This window comes from Candidatus Omnitrophota bacterium (assembly GCA_028716245.1).
In the GTDB taxonomy this organism is placed as follows: domain Bacteria; phylum Omnitrophota; class Gorgyraeia; order Gygaellales; family Profunditerraquicolaceae; genus UBA6249.
Window position 1 is genome coordinate 290,717 of record JAQUQW010000001.1, and the last position, 17,983, is coordinate 308,699.

The following is a 17,983-nucleotide window of genomic DNA, read 5'->3' on the forward strand; positions in this document are numbered from 1 at the left end:
AAAATTATGTATTTTAATATAGAATACCACAATGGTTAAAAAATATATTATCGCCATAGATTTAGGCGGCACTAATTTAAAATGCGCTTTGCTCGATAGCAGTTTAAGGATTAAAGCCAGAAACTCTTTTAGCACAAAGAGTTTTGATAATAAACATAAGCTTATTGATGGGGTTGTTGATTCCGTAAATAGTTTTATGTTAAGCCATAAGTTGGCCAGGGGTATTATCTTGGGAGTGGGTATTGGTTTGCCGGGCCCGGTTGATACCTTAAGGGGAATCGTGCATTTTTTGCCGAACATCCCGGGATGGAAAAGCGTAGAGTTTAAAAAAATTTTAGAGCGTAAAACTAAACTGCCGGTTTTTATCGATAATGACGCTAAGCTGATGACCTTAGCCGAGCAAAAAAGCGGTTCGGCAAAAGGATATGCAAATGCCTTATGTTTGACCTTGGGCACCGGAGTCGGTGGGGGGTTAATTATTAACGGAGCTCTTTACCGGGGCAGGGATAATGCCGCCGGAGAGCTCGGTCATCTTCCTCTTAACGAAAAAGGGCCGCTTTGCGGTTGCGGAGGGCAAGCCTGTCTTGAGGCATATGTTGGCAATGCCGCTATTATCAGGCAGGCGCGTAAACTATTTGGACCCGGGATTTCCCTTGAGGAGTTAAGCCGCTTGGCCCGCGATAATAATGCAAAGGCAATGAAATTCTGGAGACAGGTTGGGGAAAAGCTGGGATTGGCTTTAAGCGGGATTGTAAATTTACTTAACCTGGAGGCGATTGTAATTGGCGGCGGGGTTTCTGAGGCCGGAGGAGTATTGTTTAAAAGCCTAAAACAAACTATTTTGCGGCGGGCAATGAGCGTGCAGGCAAAAAGGGTAAAAATATTTAAAGCCAAATTAGGTAATAATGCCGGAATCATCGGAGCCGGATTGCTGGTTAAGGAAAGGTTAAGGGGATAAACAGGTTTCTGGAAGATTACAAAAAATACCCTCAGGAAAACAATGCTAAAAAAAATTAGTAATTTTAAACTGTTTAATCTTGCGGCTGTTGTTCCGGCCGTTGTTTTTTTATCCGTAGCCCTGCTATTTGCGGAGGAGAACAAAGAGTCACCGATAATTATCAACGGCGATAATGTTGAATATTCAGCCGACAGTAAAGAGGTGACTGCTACCGGAAATATTGAAGTTACTTATAAAGGTTCGAAGTTAACTTGTAATAAGTTAAAAGTTAACATGCAGACTAAAGAGGGACAAGCTGAGGGTAATGCCCGGCTCCAGGATCCAAAGGGGATAGTTACCGGTGAAAAGATTGTTTATGATTTTGCCAATAAAACAGGTGTGATTCTTAACGCCGATTTTCGGGCCAACCCTTATTTTGGAAAAGCCAGGAATGTGGAGAAAGTAAGTGATAGTGAATATATCGCTAAGTACGGATATTTTACTACTTGCAGTTTTGACCATCCGCATTATCGTTTCGGGGTAAAGAAGTTAGGCATGTTCCCCGGTGATAAAATGGAAGCTCAACAAGTTATGCTTTACCTGGGGACTGTTCCTGTTGTCTATCTTCCGCGCTTTAATTATTCGATGAAGGAGCCAATTATGCATGTGCAAGTTGAGCCGGGTAAGCGTAAGGATTGGGGCCCGTATGTTTTGAATACCTGGCGTTATAGTATTTCCGATAATGTCAGTGCTTTGGCTTCGCTGGATTATCGCAGTAAGCTGGGTTTTGCCGAAGGGTTTGAAGTAAACTATAAAAATTCGCCCGTTGGCAATGGTAATTTTAAATTTTACTACACCAATGAAAGCCCTGCTAATCAACCAACCGGGGCACCCACGGAGTTTCAACGTTATTTTATGCGTTGGAGGGATAAGTGGAACATTGATGATCGGACAAATGTTATCGCAGAGTTATATAAAATTACCGACCAGAGAAGGAAATATGATCTTACGCACAATATCCTTAAAGATTATTTCTTCCGTGAGTATGAGAAAGACAGCCAGCCGCTTAGTTATGGGTTATTCCACCATGCATTCAATTATTCCAGTTTGGATATACTCTTGCAAGAGCGCACAAACCATTGGTTTGACCAGATCGAGAAAACTCCGGAGATAAACTATAACCTGCCAAGCTTACAGTTGGCAGAGAGCCCATTTTATTTTGAGAATACAACTCAGCTGGGAAATTATAATAAAAAGGAGGTTGTGACTCCAGCAATAACACAAGATAGGGATAATGTTACGGTTGCCAGATTGGATACGAAGAATACTTTTTCCATGCCGGCCAAGATCGCCTTTGTGCAATTTAAGCCTTTTGTTGCCAGCAGGCAGACCTTTTATGATAAAGGAGCAAATGACCAAACAGGAATTGTGCGGACTATTTTTTACAGCGGCGCGGATATGAGCACTAAGTTTTATCGTGTATTTGATGTCAAAACTAATTTCTTAGGTTTAGATGTCAATGGTTTAAGGCATGTAATTACTCCTACCGTAGGATATTTATATACGCATGTGCCCACTATCCCGGGAACCAACATAAAACAGATTGATGCTACTATAGATTCGATAAACCGCGGCAATACCGCATCTTTAGGTTTATCCAACAAACTGCAGACTAAGCGTAACGGCGCGAGCGTGGATTTTGTAGATTTTTTAATTACTACCAATTATGTACTTGATCCGAAGACCGGCGATAACGCCATCCTTACACCCCGCGCTGGAGAAAATTTAAAAAGTAATTTTTCAGATATACTCTATCAATTGAAAATATTGCCATATTCATGGCTTAGGTTTGAATCTGACGCTACTTTTGCGCATTCCGACCATACCAATGTCAATTACAATAAATTTTCCTTGGCTAGCTATGATTTAAGCTTTGATCTAGGTAATGAGCGTTCATTTTCTATTGGGCAGCGCTACGAAAGAAAAGGAAAGAATGAGGTCACTGCCGGTTTTACTGGCCGCCTGAACCCCAAGTGGAAATTTGCCATGTATCAGCGTTATAACTTTAAAAAGACCGATGTTCTTGAAGCCGGCTCTCAGGAGCAGGAATATACTTTGACCCGTGATTTGCATTGTTGGGATTTGGATCTTACCTTGGACAAGAAAAAGATCAGCGGCACGAGCATATATTTTACCTTCAGGCTTAAGGCTTTTCCTGAAAACCAATTTGGTTTTAATCAATCTGTAAGCGCAAAGAAATCTGGGACTCCATAAAATGAATATCTCAATTATTGGTTCAGGTTATGTCGGATTAGTCAGCGGCGCTTGTTTTGCTGAACTGGGAAACCATGTTATTTGCGCTGACAATGACAAGAAGAAGATTAACGGGCTTAAGAAAGGGATAGTCCCTATTTATGAGCCGGGCTTACAGGAGCTGATTACCAATAACCTTAAGAATAAAAGGCTTAAATTTACCTCCAGCATTAAGGATGCGGTAGAAGCCAGTGAAGTAATTTTTATTGCCGTAGGGACTCCGGCTCTGGAAAATGGCGAAGCGGATTTAACCGGCATCGAAAATGTTGCCCGCAACATTGCCCAGAATATGGACGGCTACCGTTTAATTGTTGAAAAATCTACCGTGCCGGTTGAGACCTGCGCCTGGATCAAGAAAACAATTGCTACTTATATTAAAAATAAGCATAAGTTTGATGTGGTTTCTAATCCGGAGTTTTTACGGGAGGGTTCGGCAATTAATGATTTCAATCATTCGGATCGCATTGTTTTAGGAGTAGAAAGTATTAGGGCCAGACAGATAATGACTGATCTTTATCAACCTTTGAACAGGCCTATTTTAATTACCAATATTAAATCCGCTGAATTGATCAAACACGCTTCCAATGCTTTCCTGGCGACTAAAATCTCTTTTATTAACGCCTTATCCCGTATTTGCGACCGGGTGGGGGCCGATGTTAAAGAAGTGGCCCAGGGCATGGGCCTGGATAACCGTATTGGCCGTCATTTTTTGCATGCCGGGATCGGCTATGGCGGTTCTTGTTTTCCCAAAGACATTGAAGCCTTTATTACTATCGCGGATAAATTAGGTTACGATTTTCAAATTCTTAAAGCGGTAAGGGATACTAATGATGAACAAAAGAAATATGTTTTGCAAAAAATCAAGGATAGCCTCTGGATTATCAAAGATAAAACAATTGCTGTTTTGGGCCTGGCCTTTAAGCCGAATACCGATGATTTAAGGAATTCTTCCAGTATTGATTTAATTAACGCCTTGGCGCAAGAGGGGGCCAAGATCAAAGTTTATGACCCCAAGGCAATGGAGAAAGCAAGAAGAGTTTTAAAAGATGTAATCTTCTGTAAAAATCCATACCAGGCGGCATTAAATTCCGATTGCCTTATTATTGCCACAGAATGGAATGAATTTAAAGAACTGGATTTTAGAAAATTAAAAAAGAAGTTAAAACGAGCCTTGATCGTAGATGGAAGGAATATTTATGATTCCAAGCTGCTTAAAAAACTCGGTTTTACTTACGTCGGTATAGGAAGGGGTAATGCATAAAGTCTTGCTGGATTTAGGCAAAAAAATAAAAAATCGACAGCTAGAGTTGGCCGTTGTCGGTTTGGGCTATGTGGGATTTCCTTTGGCTTTAGAATTTGCCAAGAAAGGCATCAAGGTAACTGGGATTGAAATAGATTCCGGCCGCCTAAGTTCTATTGCCAGGCGAAAGTCTTATATTAGCGATATTAGCAGTAATGAGTTAAAAGATGCGCTGGAGAGCGGATATTTTAGGGCCAGCGCGGATTTTTCGGATATCCGCCAGGCCGATGTTGTCTTAATTTGCGTGCCCACCCCGCTTAAAGGAAAATATTTGCCGGATATTTCTTTTATTAAGAATGCGGTTAGAGCGGTGGCAGCGCATATGAGAAACGGGGCGCTGGTTATTTTAGAAAGTACCACCTATCCCGGGACTACAGAAGAGGAAATTTTGCCAATTTTCCAAAACAGCGGTTTTAAGCATGGGAAAGATTTTTATCTTTGTTTTTCACCGGAAAGGATTGATCCGGGCAATAAAAAATTCCCCGTGCATAAAATCCCTAAGGTCGTCGGCGGCCTTAACCGCCAAGCTACGCAACTTGCCACGGCGGTTTACCGGATTATTATTAAACAGGTTGTCCCGGTAAGCAGCGCCCGGGCCGCCGAAACCGTGAAGCTTCTTGAAAATACCTTCCGCCTGATTAATATCGGGTTAATCGATGAGTTATCGATGATGGCGCATAAAATGAAAATTGATATCTGGGAGGTAATCCAGGCAGCCAGCACCAAACCGTTTGGTTTTATGCCTTTTTATCCCGGGCCCGGGGTAGGCGGCCACTGTATTCCCAAAGACCCCTTGTATTTGCATTGGAAAGCAAAAAGTTTCGGTTTTCATTCGCGTTTTATTCAACTGGCCTCAGATGTGATAAATTATATGCCGGTTTATGTCGTAAAACGGATCAAGGAAGCCTTGGCAGAAGATAAGCGTAAACTTAAAGGAGCAAAAATATTAGTTATTGGCGTAACTTATAAGAGAGATGTTAAAGACTTGCGTAAATCTCCGGGTGTTGATGTGATCAACTGCCTGAAAAAACAGGGTGTCCAGGTTTCCTACTTTGACCCGCTAATACCCTTTTTAAAAGTAAAAGGCCTGGATTTAAAATCCGTCAAATTAAATAACAAAAAAATAAATGAATTTGATTGCGTATTGATCGCTACCGACCATACCGGAGTGGATTATGCGTCTTTATTAAATAACGCGAAATTAATTTTTGATTCCCGGAATGTTTATAAGGGAAAGAATAAAGAAAAGGTGCATAGGTTATGAGCAGGTTTTTAGTAACCGGAGGCGCGGGTTTTATCGGTTCGCATATTGTCGAAGCATTGGTTGAGCAGGGCCATTATGTGCGCGTTTTGGATAATTTCTCCAATGGAAAATTTTCCAATCTTAAGAATTTTAAAGAAAAGATCGATTTAATTAAGGGGGATATTTGTTCTAAATCCATTTGTATCAAGGCAACAAAAAACATCGATTTTGTTTTGCATCAGGCTGCTTTAAGAAGCGTGCCAAAGTCCATGAAAGAGCCTCATGAATATAATCGCGTTAATAGCGAAGGTACCCTTAATATGCTGGAGGCCTGCGCTAAAAACAGGGTTAAGCGGTTTGTCTTTGCTTCATCAAGTTCAGTCTATGGAGAGGTTAACGATTATCCTGAAAAGGAAAATTTTATCCCCGGCCCTATTTCTCCTTACGCTTTAAGCAAATTAACCGGTGAGCACTATTGTAAGATATTTAGCCTATATTTTGGCCTGCCTACGATTGCCTTACGTTATTTTAATGTCTTTGGCCCGCGCCAGGGGCTGGATGATGATTACGCGGTGGTTATCCCGAAGTTTATCCACTGCTTGTTAAAAAACCTGCGGCCGCCGATTTTTGGTAACGGTAAGCAGTCGCGGGATTTTACATTTGTCGAAAATGTAGTGCAAGCCAATCTCAATGCCGTAAAAGCGAGCAAGGTAAAACACGGGGTTTTTAATGTTGCCGGCGGAAAAGATACCAGTATCTTGGATTTAGTCGGGGTTTTAAATAAGATCCTGGGTAAAGAGATCAAGCCTTTATTTCTTCCTGTGCGCGCCGGCGATGTATTCAGGACGCTTGCCGACATAGGGGAGGCCAAAAAGAAACTCAACTATAAACCAACCGTTGATTTTAATGACGGATTAAAGGTAACCGTTGACTATTGGAAGGAAAATGCCTAAAAAAACGGTTTTGATTACCGGCGGGGCCGGATTCATTGGATCGCATTTGATCCAAAAGTTGCTCAACTACGGTTATGCGGTAATCTGTTTGGATAATTTTATTACCGGCAGCCCGAATAATATTAAGCCGTTTCTAAAGGATAAGAATTTTCGCCTGAATGTGTGTAATGTTGCCAATTATATCAATATCGCCGGTAAAATCGATTATGTTTTACATTGCGCTTCGCTGGCCTCTCCCAAAGATTATTTGGATTTACCGATACAAACTTTAAAAGTCGGCTCTTTGGGCACGTATAACGCCCTGGGTCTAGCTAAAAAGAAAAAAGCCGCCTTTTTACTTTTTTCCACTTCGGAAGTCTACGGAGATCCATTTGTTCATCCGCAGAAAGAAAGTTATTGGGGAAATGTTAATCCGGTTGGTGTGCGCGGCTGCTATGATGAGTCCAAGCGTTTTGCCGAAGCAATCACGATGGCCTATCACCGCGTGCATAAAATAGACACAAAGATTGCGCGTATCTTCAACACTTATGGGCCCAGGATGCGCCATAGCGATGGAAGGGTAGTGCCTAATTTTATCGATCAGGCTTTAAAGGGAAAACCTTTAACGGTTTACGGTAAAGGGGAGCAAACCAGAAGTTTTTGTTATATCGATGATTTGGTTGAAGGTTTATTCTGTTTAATGCGTTCAAAGGAAAACCAACCCGTAAATTTAGGCAATCCTTGCGAATTTACGGTTATACAGCTGGCAAGGTTGGTTTTGAAATTAACTGCTTCAAAAAGCAAAATAGTCTTTAAGGACTTACCGCAAGATGACCCCCGGCAGCGCCAACCGGATATCACCAGGGCCAGGAAATTTCTTGGCTGGAAACCGGCTGTCTCTCTGGAGGATGGCCTAAAGCGCACCATTTCCTGGTTTAAAGGGTAATTTTCAAGATCCCCTTCCTTGACAAGCCGCTCGAATATATGTTATACTTTTTGATGAACTGAAAAATTGAGGAGGAGAGCGTAATGATTAACGCAATTACACAGTTTAATTTTCTGGATGTTATAATCGTAATTATTTCACTTAGAATATGTTACGTTGCTTTTCAAATGGGTTTAGCCGTTGAGTTTTTTAAGCTTTCAGGGGTGATCCTGGCAACCTATCTCTCCTTGCATTATTATACCGGCCTTTCAGATATTATTCAGCGCCGATTTATCCCTAAAGGGATGCCTCTGGAATTTATGGATCTTCTGGTTTTTATCATTTTAGCCGCAGGCGGATACCTGCTTTTTGTTGTTTTACGCAACTCCTTTTATCGTTTTATGAAATTGGAGGCTTCTCCTAAAATCAGCCAATTCGGGGGGCTTACTTTGGGATTAGCGCGCCTGTTTTTTACAGTTGGGCTATTAATTTATATTTTAATGATCTCAGGCATAAAATACCTTAATGATTCGGTAAAATATTCTTATTTAGGCAGCCGGAGCACATTAATTTCAAGCAATACCTATGGATGGCTATGGGGCAGTATTATCTCAAAGTTTTCTCCGAATGAGAAGTTTAATCCCACTGTTACCGAACTCCTGGAGAGATTCAACCGTAAATGAAACTAATTAATTTTTATAATCAAGCGGTACATTTCGGTCGCTTGGCTGATCCGCGTAAAGATAAGTCCAAGATAAAAAACTTTGCGGATTCAGCCATTCTTTTTGGCAGGCCGGATCTGGAAGTTGAGAAGATAATGTTAGGCATTGATATTGAAGTTGCCGATCTTCTGCTTGCTGACCATATCCGTCAAAGAGAAGGATTGGATTTGGTAGTCGCCCATCATCCGGAAGGAAAGCCTTTTGTGGATTTGCATGAGGTAATGAAGCTGCAGATTGACCTCTTGAGCCAGGCCGGGGTTGCCCGTAAAACAGCATCCAGGTTAATGGAAGAAAGGATGCTGGAAGTTGAGCGCAGGATCTTGCCGCAAAATCATACTCGCCCGGTTGATGCGGCCAGATTATTAGATATGCCTTTTATGAATGTGCACACTCCGGCGGATAACCATGTTTACAGCTATCTAAACGCTTTTTTTAAGCGTAAGCTCAACAGTTTGTCTTTTCTTGAAGACGTAGTTAAAATATTGCTTACTATTCCAGAGTATGGGATGGCTAAAAAATTCAATACCGGGCCGCGGATAATTATTGGTAATCCCAAGAGGCGGGTTGGTAAGATCTTACTTGAGATGACCGGCGGCACGGAGGGTTCAAAAGATGTTTTTGACAAACTATATAAGGCCGGCGTCAGGACTTTAGTTTCTATGCATTTAAGCGAAGAGCATTTTAAGAAGGTCAAGGATGCCAATCTTAATGTTGTTATCGCCGGCCACATTTCATCCGATACCTTAGGCTTGAATCTGCTTCTGGATAATATCGAAGTTTCCGCAAAACAAACTTTTCCTGTAGTGGCTTGCTCCGGTTTTACCAGAATTAAGAGAAAATAAAAAATGGCTGGTCTTATTCCAGAAAATTTATTAGAAGATATCTTAAGCCGCGTGGATATCGTTGAGGTGATCTCCGGCTATATTCCGCTTAAGAAGTCTGGCCGTAATTTTAAGGCTAACTGTCCGTTTCACCATGAAAAAACAGCATCCTTTATGGTATCCGCGGAGCGCCAAATCTATCATTGTTTTGGCTGCGGTGAATCCGGTAATGCCTTTAAATTCCTTATGCGCCATGAGCGGATGGAGTTCCCTGAAGCGGTTGAGGTGCTGGCAAAAAAAACCGGGGTTATTTTACCTGAACAAAATAACCCGGCGGCGGCCAAGGCAGCCAGCTTAAGCAGCCAACTGCATAAAGTCAATGAGCTGGCAGTAAGTTTCTATGAGAATAATTTGCATGCTGCAAGTTCGGCTTCAGCATGTAATTATCTCTTAAATAGGGGCGTAAAACTCCAAACGGTAAAGGAGTTTCATTTAGGCCTGGCAACCAGCAACTGGGACAGCCTAATCAATTATTTAAGGTCAAAAAATATCGCTCTTTCGCTTCTGGAGCAGGCAGGCCTGGTCATGCCTAAAGATGCCGGGGGATTTTATGACCGTTTTCGCAACCGGATTATTTTTCCTATTTTTGATATTCGCAGCCGGGTAATCGGTTTTGGCGCCAGGGTAATGGACAATACCCTGCCTAAATATATCAATTCTCCGGAAACCCCGGTCTATACAAAAGGAAGGAATCTTTTTGGCTTGAATTTATCTAAAGATTTTATCCGGGATGCCGATTGCGCGATAATTGTCGAAGGTTACCTGGATTTTATGATTCCTTATCAGGAAGGGGCCAAGAACATTGTAGCATCGCAGGGTACCGCCCTTACCTTAGAGCAGATCAAGTTGCTTAAGCGCTATACTCATAACGTAGTGATGATTTACGACGGGGATACGGCAGGGGAGATCGCCACCTTAAGAAGCCTGGATATCCTTATTGAAGAAGGCGTGAATGTAAAAGCAGTCCCGCTGCCAAAAGGGATGGATCCTGACTCCCTGGTGCGTAACCAAGGTATCGAAAACTTCAAAGCCAAAGTCAATAATGCCAGCAGCTTATTTGATTATAAACTTAATGTTTTAAAGGGCCGTTATGATCTAAAGGAAGCCCACGGCAAAAGTAAGATTGCCTCTGAAATGCTTTTGACGATTAATAAGTTTGATAATGCGATCCTGCGGGGAGAATACATTAAGAAATTAGCCGAGGAGATTAAAACTTCCGAACATTATATTCTGGAGGAGCTGAACAAATTAAAATCGCCTGTTCTGGTGCGCCAGGCTGCTCCGGAAATTTTAGCGAAGAATAAATCCGAGATTAATCCGGCGGAAAAGCTTTTAATTAAATTCATGCTGGAGGAGAAAGAATTAATCTCAAGGATCATGCAGGAGCTTTCTCCGTCCGATTTCCAGGATTCCCGGACCGCTAAAATTGTTTCAGTAATGCATGATTTAGTCCTCCAGGGAAAAAATATCGCCCCCAGCATATTGATGAATTATTTTAGCGAAGATGACGCCAATCAGTTGGTTTGTGAAACTATGTTTATGCCCGAACTTTTAGATCAGGAAAGGGAAAAAGCCATTAATGACTGCATTGCGCGCATCAAAGTAGAAAGGCTAAAATCAAAGCGGGAACATTTACACGTGCAGATAAAAAGCGCCCAATTATTGGGGGATGAGCCGAAGTTAAACAGGCTCATTCAGGAATTTCATAATCTTATAAAGAAAGGCGACTAACACATGAAGAAAAAAGAACGACCCACCAAAGATATGGAAAAATTGATTGCCTTGGGCAAACAGAAGGGTTTTCTTACTTACGATGAAGTCAATGATCTTCTGCCCGAGGATCTTTCCAGCACCGTGGCCATCGACCATCTTTTTGAGTTGCTGGGCAATGAAGACATCCAGGTAGTTGAAGGCGAGGAGGATGCCGGCTTGTCCGCAAGCCGGGCTGCCCAGGATAAACAAAATCTGGCTGCCAACCGGGAGGAGATTATTTGCGAACAGCTTAAGAGTGAAGAGCGTTTTATGCCTTTAGATGATCCGGTAAAGATGTACTTGAAGCAGATGGGTTCAATTTCGCTATTGAGCCGGGAAAATGAAATCGAGCTGGCTAAAAAGATTGAGGATGCCGAAGATAAATTCAAGCGCGCGGTCCTGGTGACTAAATTTGCCAGAAATGAGGTTTTAATTGTTGCCAATGATATCTTGGAAGACAAGATTAATATGGAAGAGGTGGTTAAAGAAGATATCCGGATAAAAAAAAGCAGCGTCCTGGGAAGGTTTAAGCGTATTTTAGCCAAAGCTAAGCAGACCCGCAGCGATAGTAATGCGATTAATCTGATATTACAGCTTAACTTTACAACTTCCGTAATTGAAGCCGCGGTGCGTAAGCTGAGCCTTTTGATCCGGGAGCTTGATTATCTGAAGCGTTCGGGAAAAAGGAGTAATCTGCGCTGCCGCCAAATACTAAAAGAACTTGCTCAGCCCTACGGTAAAATTAAAGAGCAGATGAAGTTGATAAAATCTGCGCATCTTAAGTTTAGCCGCACGAAGAAAAAACTAGTAGAGGCAAACCTGCGCCTGGTTGTAAGTATTGCCAAAAAATATACTAATCGCGGCCTTTCCTTTTTGGATTTAATACAAGAAGGAAATATCGGATTGATGCGTGCGGTAGAGAAATTTGAATATAAACGCGGCTACAAATTTTCCACTTACGCAACCTGGTGGATCCGCCAGGCAATAACCCGTTCAATTGCCGATCAGGCGCGGACCATCAGGATACCGGTGCATATGACCGAAACGATCAATAAGATAATCCGTTTCTCAAGGGTCTTTGTCCAGAAGAACGGGCGTGAGCCCACTCCTGAGGAGATCGCCCATAAAATGCGTTTTCCGCAGGGTAAAATAAAATCCATATTAAAGATTGCGCAGGAGCCCATTTCATTACAGATGCCCATCGGGGATGAAGGGGATACGCATTTTGGGGATTTTATTCAGGATAAAAAAGCGGTTTCCCCCGCCAATGAAACCGTCCGTTCCATGCTCAAAGACGAAATGAATTCCGCTTTAAGTACCTTGACTGAAAGAGAGAAAAAAATCCTGGTTTTGCGTTTTGGTATCCAAGACGGAGCCGCGCGCACTTTAGAAGAGGTAGGCAATGTTTTTAAGGTTACCCGCGAAAGAGTCAGGCAGATTGAGGCTAAAGCTTTAAAGAAACTCAGGCATCCGTCACGTTCGCGCAGATTGCGCACCTTTATGGATATGACATTGGCACACCAAAGGGAATATTGATTTTGGGGCTGTCCTTTTATTAATTAGAGATGGAAAACCAAAAAGACAATAAAAAGGAAGAGGATAAGTCCAAAGATATCCGCGCCGAACTTGAGCTTAGGGTTAGGGTCAGGACAGCGGAATTGACCAGTTTAAATGAAGAGCTGCGTAAAGAGATCAGCGAGCGCAAAGCAGTAGAAGCAGGGGCCGATACATTACATCAGCAGATTGGGTTTATTCTTGAGGCAACTAAGGCGGGTTTGGATATAATTGATAAAAATTATAATATTCTTTATGTAGATCCAAAACGGGCGCACCAGTATGGGGACTGGAAACAAAAAAAATGCTTTGAGTACTTTATGGATCGCAAAAGCCCTTGCCTTGGGTGCGCTATCGATGAGGCACTCAAGACAAAAAAATCCATAGTTACTGAAAATGTACTGGCAAAAGAGGCTAACCGGCCGATCCAGGTTACGGCAATACCTTTCCAAAATGAAAAAGGGGACTGGTTTATTGCCGAAGTAAGCGTCGATATAAGCCAGAAGAAGAAAGCTGAAGAAGAGTTGCAGCGTTACCGCAATCATTTGGAGCAGTTGGTGGAGGAACGCACGCAAGACCTTTTACAGGAGACGATCCGCTACCGGAATTCTGAATTTGAAAAAAGCAGGTTAAACCGCCAGCTGCTCAAAACTAATGAAAAATTAAAAAGCATCTCGCTTATCGACGCGCATACCGGTTTATTTAATTACCGTTACCTGCAGGATGCTATTGAAGTTGAGTTCAATCAGGCCAGGCGATACGCCCAGAATTTGGCCTTGCTTATGCTTGATGTCGATTATTTTAAATCCATAAATGACGTATATGGGGTCGCTTTCGGGGATTTAGTTTTAAAGCAGCTGGCCGCTCAACTTAAGCGCATGGTCAGGCGTTATGATATCCTCATCCGCTATAGCGGAGAAGAATTTATCATTATCTCTCCCAGGTTAAACCGCAATACCGCCTTTAATATGGCGCAAAGGCTGCTTGAATCTCTGAATTTTATCAATTTCGGGAATAAAAAACACAGCGTTAAATTGAAATTAAGTTTTTCCGTGGTTTCTTTTCCCGAAGACAGGGTAAAGGGCGGAATAGATTTAGTCAATCTGGCCAATAGGGTGTTAAATAAGGTTAAGGAGAGCGGCGGCAACAGGGTATTTTCCGCCCTGGATATCAAAAGCCAGTTCAAGAAGGGGGTTGAAAAAATAACCAAAGCAGTGGGGGTAAAAACTTTAAAGAATACAATCAGTAAACTTAATAAGCAATCAAAACAGGGTTTGAGTGAATCCATTTTTGCTTTTGCCAAGACCCTGGAATTAAAAGACCATTACACCGGTGAGCATGTTGAAAACACGGTGCATTTTGCGACCGAGATAGCCAGGGAATTAAACTTACCTAAAGAGGATGTCGAATTGATCAAACAGGCGGCAATGCTGCATGATTTAGGCAAGATCGGCATAAGCGAAAATATTCTGCTTAAGAAAGGCAAACTTAATAAGCGGGAGTTTAATGAGATCAAAAAACATCCGCAGATCGGCGCCGACATTATCCGGCCAATCCAGTTTTTACACGCCTTGATTCCGTTCATATTTTACCATCATGAGCGCTGGGACGGAAAAGGTTATCCCAGCGGAATAAGGGGAGAAGATATTCCTCTTGGGGCCAGGGTGATTGCGATTGCCGATGTCTATCAAGCCTTGATCAGCGACCGCCCCTATCATAAAGCGTTTACTAAATCCGCGGCGATAGATATAATCAAAAAATCCTCGGGCACACAGTTTGATCCCCGTATCGTAAATACTTTTCTAAAGGTCTTGGGCCGGGAAAAGAAACCCTAACTTTTCAAACAAATTCTCTTGCCCCGATACAAATAATATGTTAAACTAAAAAAATTAAATATGTAAGTTAGGGCCCATAGCTCAGTCGGTTAGAGCAGTTGACTCATAATCAATTGGTCCGGGGTTCGAGTCCCTGTGGGCCCAGTATAATTTTTTATGGGCGATTGGCTCAGTTGGTTAGAGCGCCACATTCACATTGTGGAAGTCAGGGGTTCGAATCCTCTATCGCCCAAATTTATAACCCTGAGCTTTAAGGAGTAAAATTGGCAACAATTGATTTAAAAAAACAGATCATCGGTTTAGTAAAATTACAGGAATTAGACAGCGAAATTTACGCTTTAGGAAATGAAAAGGCGGCTAAACCCCAGGAGATTGCGGGGCTTTTGGCTTCTTTTGAAGCAAAAAAACAGGATTTAGCTGAACTGGAAAAAAAATCCCTGGAGATACAAAAACAACGCAAGGAAAAAGAACTGGAACTGGCAACCAACGCCGAAGCGGTAAAAAAACTTCAAGGCCAGCTTTATTCTTTAAAAACAAATAAAGAATTTCAGGCTATGCAACAGCAGATTGCCGATAACCAAGCCGATGGGTCGGTAATCGAAGAAAAGATCCTTATTTCTTTCGAGGAATCGGATAAGATAAAAGCCAGGATTGAAGAGGAAAATTTAAAGTTAAAAAATGAAGAGAAAATTTTTTCCGAGCAGAAAAAAAAGGTAGAGGCCCGCGTAAAAGAAATAGATGAGCGTTTGAGCCAATTAGATGCCCAAAGAAAACAGGCCGTTGCGGATATTGACCCGAAGATGCTGCATGAATATGAACGGATCCTGCAGAGCCGTGATGGTTTGGCTATTGCGGCAGTTAAGGATAATTCCTGCGGTGGCTGCCACATGCTGCTGCCTCCTCAGGTAATTAATTTGATTAAAATGTATGAGCATATCATTACCTGTGAGATGTGCAACCGCATTCTTTACATTAACGAATGAGCCATTTGAAAATTTACATCGACGGGGCATCGAAAGGTAATCCGGGCGAAAGCGGGGTGGGAGTTGTTATTTATCAGGATGACCGCATTATCAAAAAAATTTCAGAATATATAGGGAGCGCTACGAATAACGCGGCTGAATATACGGCCTTAATCTATGCCCTTGAGGAGGCGTTATTATTAAAAGCCAAGAGTTTAGAGATTAACACGGACAGCCAGCTTTTGGCCAGGCAATTAAATAAGCTCTACAAGGTTAAACACGCGGGTATAAAAAATTTTTACAACCGGGTAACGCATCTTTTGACGGGTTTTGATAAAGCGCTGATTATTCATATTCCGCGGGAGCAAAATAAATTAGCGGATAAATTGGCAACCGAAGCGGTTAAAAAAAGCAGGCAGAACGTGGCTGCCCTATTGAGATAGGGAGGAAAGTCCGGGCTCCAGAGGATAACGTAACGGGTAACCCCCGTCTCTTAACGCAAGTTAAGACGGATTCGAGCCACAGAGACGAGTAGCAGCTAAGGCTGCGAGGTGAAACGCGGCAATCTCTACGTGGAGCAAAGCAGAATAGGAGATGAGCGCTGATCCGGCGCGTTCCGTATTTGCGGGAAATAATCTCGGGTAAGCTGCTAAAGTTCCGGGAGAAATTCCGGGATTGAGAGGAATAGCCACTAATCGATGCGCAGATTCGCATCAAGACAGAACCCGGCTTATTCTGCCTGCTTAATTATTAAAGAGGAGGAAGTTATGTCAGGTCATTCTAAATGGAAGACAAATAAGGGGAAAAAAGGCATCGCTGATGCTAAAAGAGGGGCAACCTTCACCAAGATTATCAAGGAGCTGGTGGTGGTGGCCAGGGACGGCGGCGGCAATCCCGATTCTAATCCCCGATTACGCGCAATAATGCAGAAGGCCAAAGAAGCGAATATGCCTTCGGATAACGTGAAGATGGCAATTAAACGCGGAACCGGCGAGCTGCCCGGGGTAGTCTATGAGGCGGTAATGTATGAAGCTTACGGCCCGGGAGGCGTTGCGATTTTAATCGATTCGCTTACCGATAATAAAAATCGCACTACCGCCGAGCTGCGTAATCTTATGTCCAAAAGAGGCGGCAATATGGCCGGGGCAGGCGCGGTAAGCTGGATGTTTACGCAAAAAGGCTATATCTCGGTGGCTAAAGAAAAGATCAAGGAAGATGAACTGATGAATATTGTCCTAGATGCCGGCGCCGAAGATATGAAACACGATAATAATCTCTATGAGATTTTCACTTCGATCCAGGATTTGGAAAGAGTAAAGGCGGCGCTGCAGGAAAAAGGGATCAAATGGGATGACGCGGAGTTAACCATGATTCCCTCATCCACGATTAAAGTTACCGGCAACGAAGCCAAGCAAGTGTTGGCTTTGATAGAATCGCTGGAGGAGCATGATGATGTGCAGCAGGTTTATGCTAATTTTGATATTCCGGATGAAATTTTAGATCAGGTTGCTTCTGAGCAATGATCATTGTCGGTATTGACCCGGCTTTGGCGATTACCGGTTACGGTGTTATTGAGTCTAAAGGGAATTCTTTAGCTTTGATTGAGGCAGGGGTAATCCAAACTTCGGCCAAAGAGGCTGCTCCAAAAAGATTGGACCGGATATACCGCGGTGTACTTAAATTGATCAATGATGTAAAAGCTGATTGCCTGGTGCTTGAAAAAATATATTCGCATTATAAGCATCCGGCAACCGCCTGTATCCTGGGCCAGGCCAGGGGAGTTATCTGTTTGGCGGCCTCAACCAAAAGGATACCTTTTTTTGAATATGCGGCTACGCGCGTAAAAAAAGCTATAGTCGGAAAAGGCCTGGCTTCTAAGGCCCAAGTGCAGAGAATGGTTACCCATACCTTGGGGCTAAAAACTTTACCGGCTTATATGGATATTACCGATGCCTTGGCGTTGGCTATCGCGCATAGTTATATTATAAAAAGTAAATTATGATCTCTGGAATTACCGGAAAGGTTCTGGAAAAAGGTTTAAATTATTTAGTCCTGGATTTATGCGGGCTAAGTTATGAGGTTTTTATACCCACTTGCGTTATGCAGGGGCTTGATAAATCCATGGCTTGCGATGGTAAGATCTCCCTGTTAACCTATCATTATTATCAGGTTGAGCAAGCCAAGAGTATTCCCGTATTAATCGGGTTCTTAAGCCAGGTGGAAAAGGATTTTTTTGAAATATTTATCACGGTTTCCGGTATCGGCCCGCGGGCGGCGCTAAAGGCCTTAAATAAACCCATTTCATTAATCGCTAAAGCTATTGATGAAGGTGATTTAGTTTTTTTAAAATCCCTTCCCGGTATCGGCGAGCAAAGGGCAAAAGAAATCGTGGCTAAGCTGCAGAATAAAGTAGGTAAATTCGGCCTGATCAAAGATCACGGTATAGAAGAAAAAACCGCCTGTAAAGATATATCCGAAGAGGCTTTGGATGTTTTGTTGCAATTAGAGTATAAAAGATCAGAGGCGCAGGGCATGATTAAGAAAGTTTTAGAAATGAATTCCGGGGTCAGCACTACCGAGGAGTTGTTGAATCTAGTGTATAAGCAAAAACGGGCTGGCAGGTAAAG

The 17,983-nt window shown here is 42.5% G+C and carries 15 protein-coding genes, 2 tRNA genes, 1 other RNA gene and 1 pseudogene; all 19 read left to right on the forward strand.

The window, feature by feature from the left end:
- The first annotated feature begins 31 nt into the window (after positions 1-31).
- The 19 genes and pseudogenes from PHG87_01610 (at position 32) to PHG87_01700 (ending at position 17,981) form a co-directional block, all read left to right on the forward strand.
- Positions 32-958, forward strand: coding sequence for an ROK family protein (locus PHG87_01610; protein MDD5476900.1), 927 nt, complete (start codon positions 32-34; stop codon positions 956-958).
- A 42-nt stretch (positions 959-1,000) separates the two neighbouring features.
- On the forward strand, positions 1,001-3,211 hold the full coding sequence (locus tag PHG87_01615) for an LptA/OstA family protein (GenBank protein ID MDD5476901.1): 2,211 nt from the start codon (positions 1,001-1,003) through the stop codon (positions 3,209-3,211).
- A 1-nt stretch (position 3,212) separates the two neighbouring features.
- Entirely contained in the window at positions 3,213-4,511 is a 1,299-nt protein-coding gene (locus PHG87_01620; protein MDD5476902.1) for a UDP-glucose/GDP-mannose dehydrogenase family protein, read from the forward strand.
- Positions 4,504-5,814 carry a nucleotide sugar dehydrogenase gene (locus PHG87_01625; GenBank protein ID MDD5476903.1) on the forward strand — a complete coding sequence of 437 codons (1,311 nt, stop codon included), beginning with the start codon at positions 4,504-4,506 and terminating at the stop codon, positions 5,812-5,814. Before PHG87_01620 ends, PHG87_01625 begins: the two co-directional genes overlap by 8 nt.
- Complete coding sequence (locus PHG87_01630) at positions 5,811-6,746, forward strand: SDR family oxidoreductase (GenBank protein MDD5476904.1); 936 nt, start codon at positions 5,811-5,813, stop codon at positions 6,744-6,746. The genes PHG87_01625 and PHG87_01630 overlap by 4 nt, the downstream gene beginning before the upstream one ends.
- Positions 6,739-7,671 carry an SDR family oxidoreductase gene (locus PHG87_01635; protein MDD5476905.1) on the forward strand — a complete coding sequence of 311 codons (933 nt, stop codon included), beginning with the start codon at positions 6,739-6,741 and terminating at the stop codon, positions 7,669-7,671. Before PHG87_01630 ends, PHG87_01635 begins: the two co-directional genes overlap by 8 nt.
- A gap of 83 nt (positions 7,672-7,754) precedes the next feature.
- Positions 7,755-8,333, forward strand: a complete 579-nt coding sequence (locus PHG87_01640) for a CvpA family protein (protein MDD5476906.1) — start codon at positions 7,755-7,757, stop codon at positions 8,331-8,333.
- Positions 8,330-9,214, forward strand: a complete 885-nt coding sequence (locus PHG87_01645) for an NGG1p interacting factor NIF3 (GenBank protein MDD5476907.1) — start codon at positions 8,330-8,332, stop codon at positions 9,212-9,214. Before PHG87_01640 ends, PHG87_01645 begins: the two co-directional genes overlap by 4 nt.
- Before the next feature lie 3 nt (positions 9,215-9,217).
- Positions 9,218-10,984 carry a DNA primase gene (gene dnaG / locus PHG87_01650; protein MDD5476908.1) on the forward strand — a complete coding sequence of 589 codons (1,767 nt, stop codon included), beginning with the start codon at positions 9,218-9,220 and terminating at the stop codon, positions 10,982-10,984.
- A 3-nt stretch (positions 10,985-10,987) separates the two neighbouring features.
- Entirely contained in the window at positions 10,988-12,541 is a 1,554-nt protein-coding gene (rpoD, locus tag PHG87_01655) for an RNA polymerase sigma factor RpoD (GenBank protein MDD5476909.1), read from the forward strand.
- 29 nt (positions 12,542-12,570) lie between these two features.
- Positions 12,571-14,394, forward strand: coding sequence for a diguanylate cyclase (locus PHG87_01660; protein ID MDD5476910.1), 1,824 nt, complete (start codon positions 12,571-12,573; stop codon positions 14,392-14,394).
- 70 nt (positions 14,395-14,464) lie between these two features.
- A tRNA-Ile gene (locus tag PHG87_01665) sits at positions 14,465-14,538 on the forward strand.
- 14 nt (positions 14,539-14,552) lie between these two features.
- Positions 14,553-14,626, forward strand: a tRNA-Val gene (locus PHG87_01670).
- A 31-nt stretch (positions 14,627-14,657) separates the two neighbouring features.
- Positions 14,658-15,377, forward strand: a complete 720-nt coding sequence (locus tag PHG87_01675) for a C4-type zinc ribbon domain-containing protein (protein MDD5476911.1) — start codon at positions 14,658-14,660, stop codon at positions 15,375-15,377.
- A pseudogene (locus PHG87_01680) lies at positions 15,374-15,748 on the forward strand (ribonuclease HI family protein). The gene PHG87_01675 and the pseudogene PHG87_01680 overlap by 4 nt, the downstream one beginning before the upstream one ends.
- A gap of 17 nt (positions 15,749-15,765) precedes the next feature.
- Positions 15,766-16,105, forward strand: an RNA gene (gene rnpB, locus PHG87_01685) — RNase P RNA component class A.
- Positions 16,106-16,123: 18 nt separating this feature from the next.
- Positions 16,124-16,879 (forward strand): YebC/PmpR family DNA-binding transcriptional regulator, encoded by a 756-nt coding sequence (locus tag PHG87_01690; GenBank protein ID MDD5476912.1) that lies wholly within the window; start codon positions 16,124-16,126, stop codon positions 16,877-16,879.
- Positions 16,876-17,358: a crossover junction endodeoxyribonuclease RuvC gene (gene ruvC / locus PHG87_01695; GenBank protein ID MDD5476913.1), complete on the forward strand. Its 483-nt coding sequence runs from the start codon at positions 16,876-16,878 to the stop codon at positions 17,356-17,358. Before PHG87_01690 ends, ruvC begins: the two co-directional genes overlap by 4 nt.
- Positions 17,355-17,981 carry an OB-fold domain-containing protein gene (locus PHG87_01700; GenBank protein ID MDD5476914.1) on the forward strand — a complete coding sequence of 209 codons (627 nt, stop codon included), beginning with the start codon at positions 17,355-17,357 and terminating at the stop codon, positions 17,979-17,981. The genes ruvC and PHG87_01700 overlap by 4 nt, the downstream gene beginning before the upstream one ends.
- Positions 17,982-17,983 lie beyond the last annotated feature (2 nt).

Bases quoted from the DNA above. Each gene is read 5' to 3' on its own strand.
- PHG87_01610 (MDD5476900.1), top strand. From the start codon at position 32: ATGGTTAAAAAATATATTATCGCCATAGATTTAGGCGGCACTAATTTA.
- PHG87_01615 (MDD5476901.1), top strand. From the start codon at position 1,001: ATGCTAAAAAAAATTAGTAATTTTAAACTGTTTAATCTTGCGGCTGTT.
- PHG87_01620 (MDD5476902.1), top strand. From the start codon at position 3,213: ATGAATATCTCAATTATTGGTTCAGGTTATGTCGGATTAGTCAGCGGC.
- PHG87_01625 (MDD5476903.1), top strand. From the start codon at position 4,504: ATGCATAAAGTCTTGCTGGATTTAGGCAAAAAAATAAAAAATCGACAG.
- PHG87_01630 (MDD5476904.1), top strand. From the start codon at position 5,811: ATGAGCAGGTTTTTAGTAACCGGAGGCGCGGGTTTTATCGGTTCGCAT.
- PHG87_01635 (MDD5476905.1), top strand. From the start codon at position 6,739: ATGCCTAAAAAAACGGTTTTGATTACCGGCGGGGCCGGATTCATTGGA.
- PHG87_01640 (MDD5476906.1), top strand. From the start codon at position 7,755: ATGATTAACGCAATTACACAGTTTAATTTTCTGGATGTTATAATCGTA.
- PHG87_01645 (MDD5476907.1), top strand. From the start codon at position 8,330: ATGAAACTAATTAATTTTTATAATCAAGCGGTACATTTCGGTCGCTTG.
- dnaG (MDD5476908.1), top strand. From the start codon at position 9,218: ATGGCTGGTCTTATTCCAGAAAATTTATTAGAAGATATCTTAAGCCGC.
- rpoD (MDD5476909.1), top strand. From the start codon at position 10,988: ATGAAGAAAAAAGAACGACCCACCAAAGATATGGAAAAATTGATTGCC.
- PHG87_01660 (MDD5476910.1), top strand. From the start codon at position 12,571: ATGGAAAACCAAAAAGACAATAAAAAGGAAGAGGATAAGTCCAAAGAT.
- PHG87_01690 (MDD5476912.1), top strand. From the start codon at position 16,124: ATGTCAGGTCATTCTAAATGGAAGACAAATAAGGGGAAAAAAGGCATC.
- ruvC (MDD5476913.1), top strand. From the start codon at position 16,876: ATGATCATTGTCGGTATTGACCCGGCTTTGGCGATTACCGGTTACGGT.
- PHG87_01700 (MDD5476914.1), top strand. From the start codon at position 17,355: ATGATCTCTGGAATTACCGGAAAGGTTCTGGAAAAAGGTTTAAATTAT.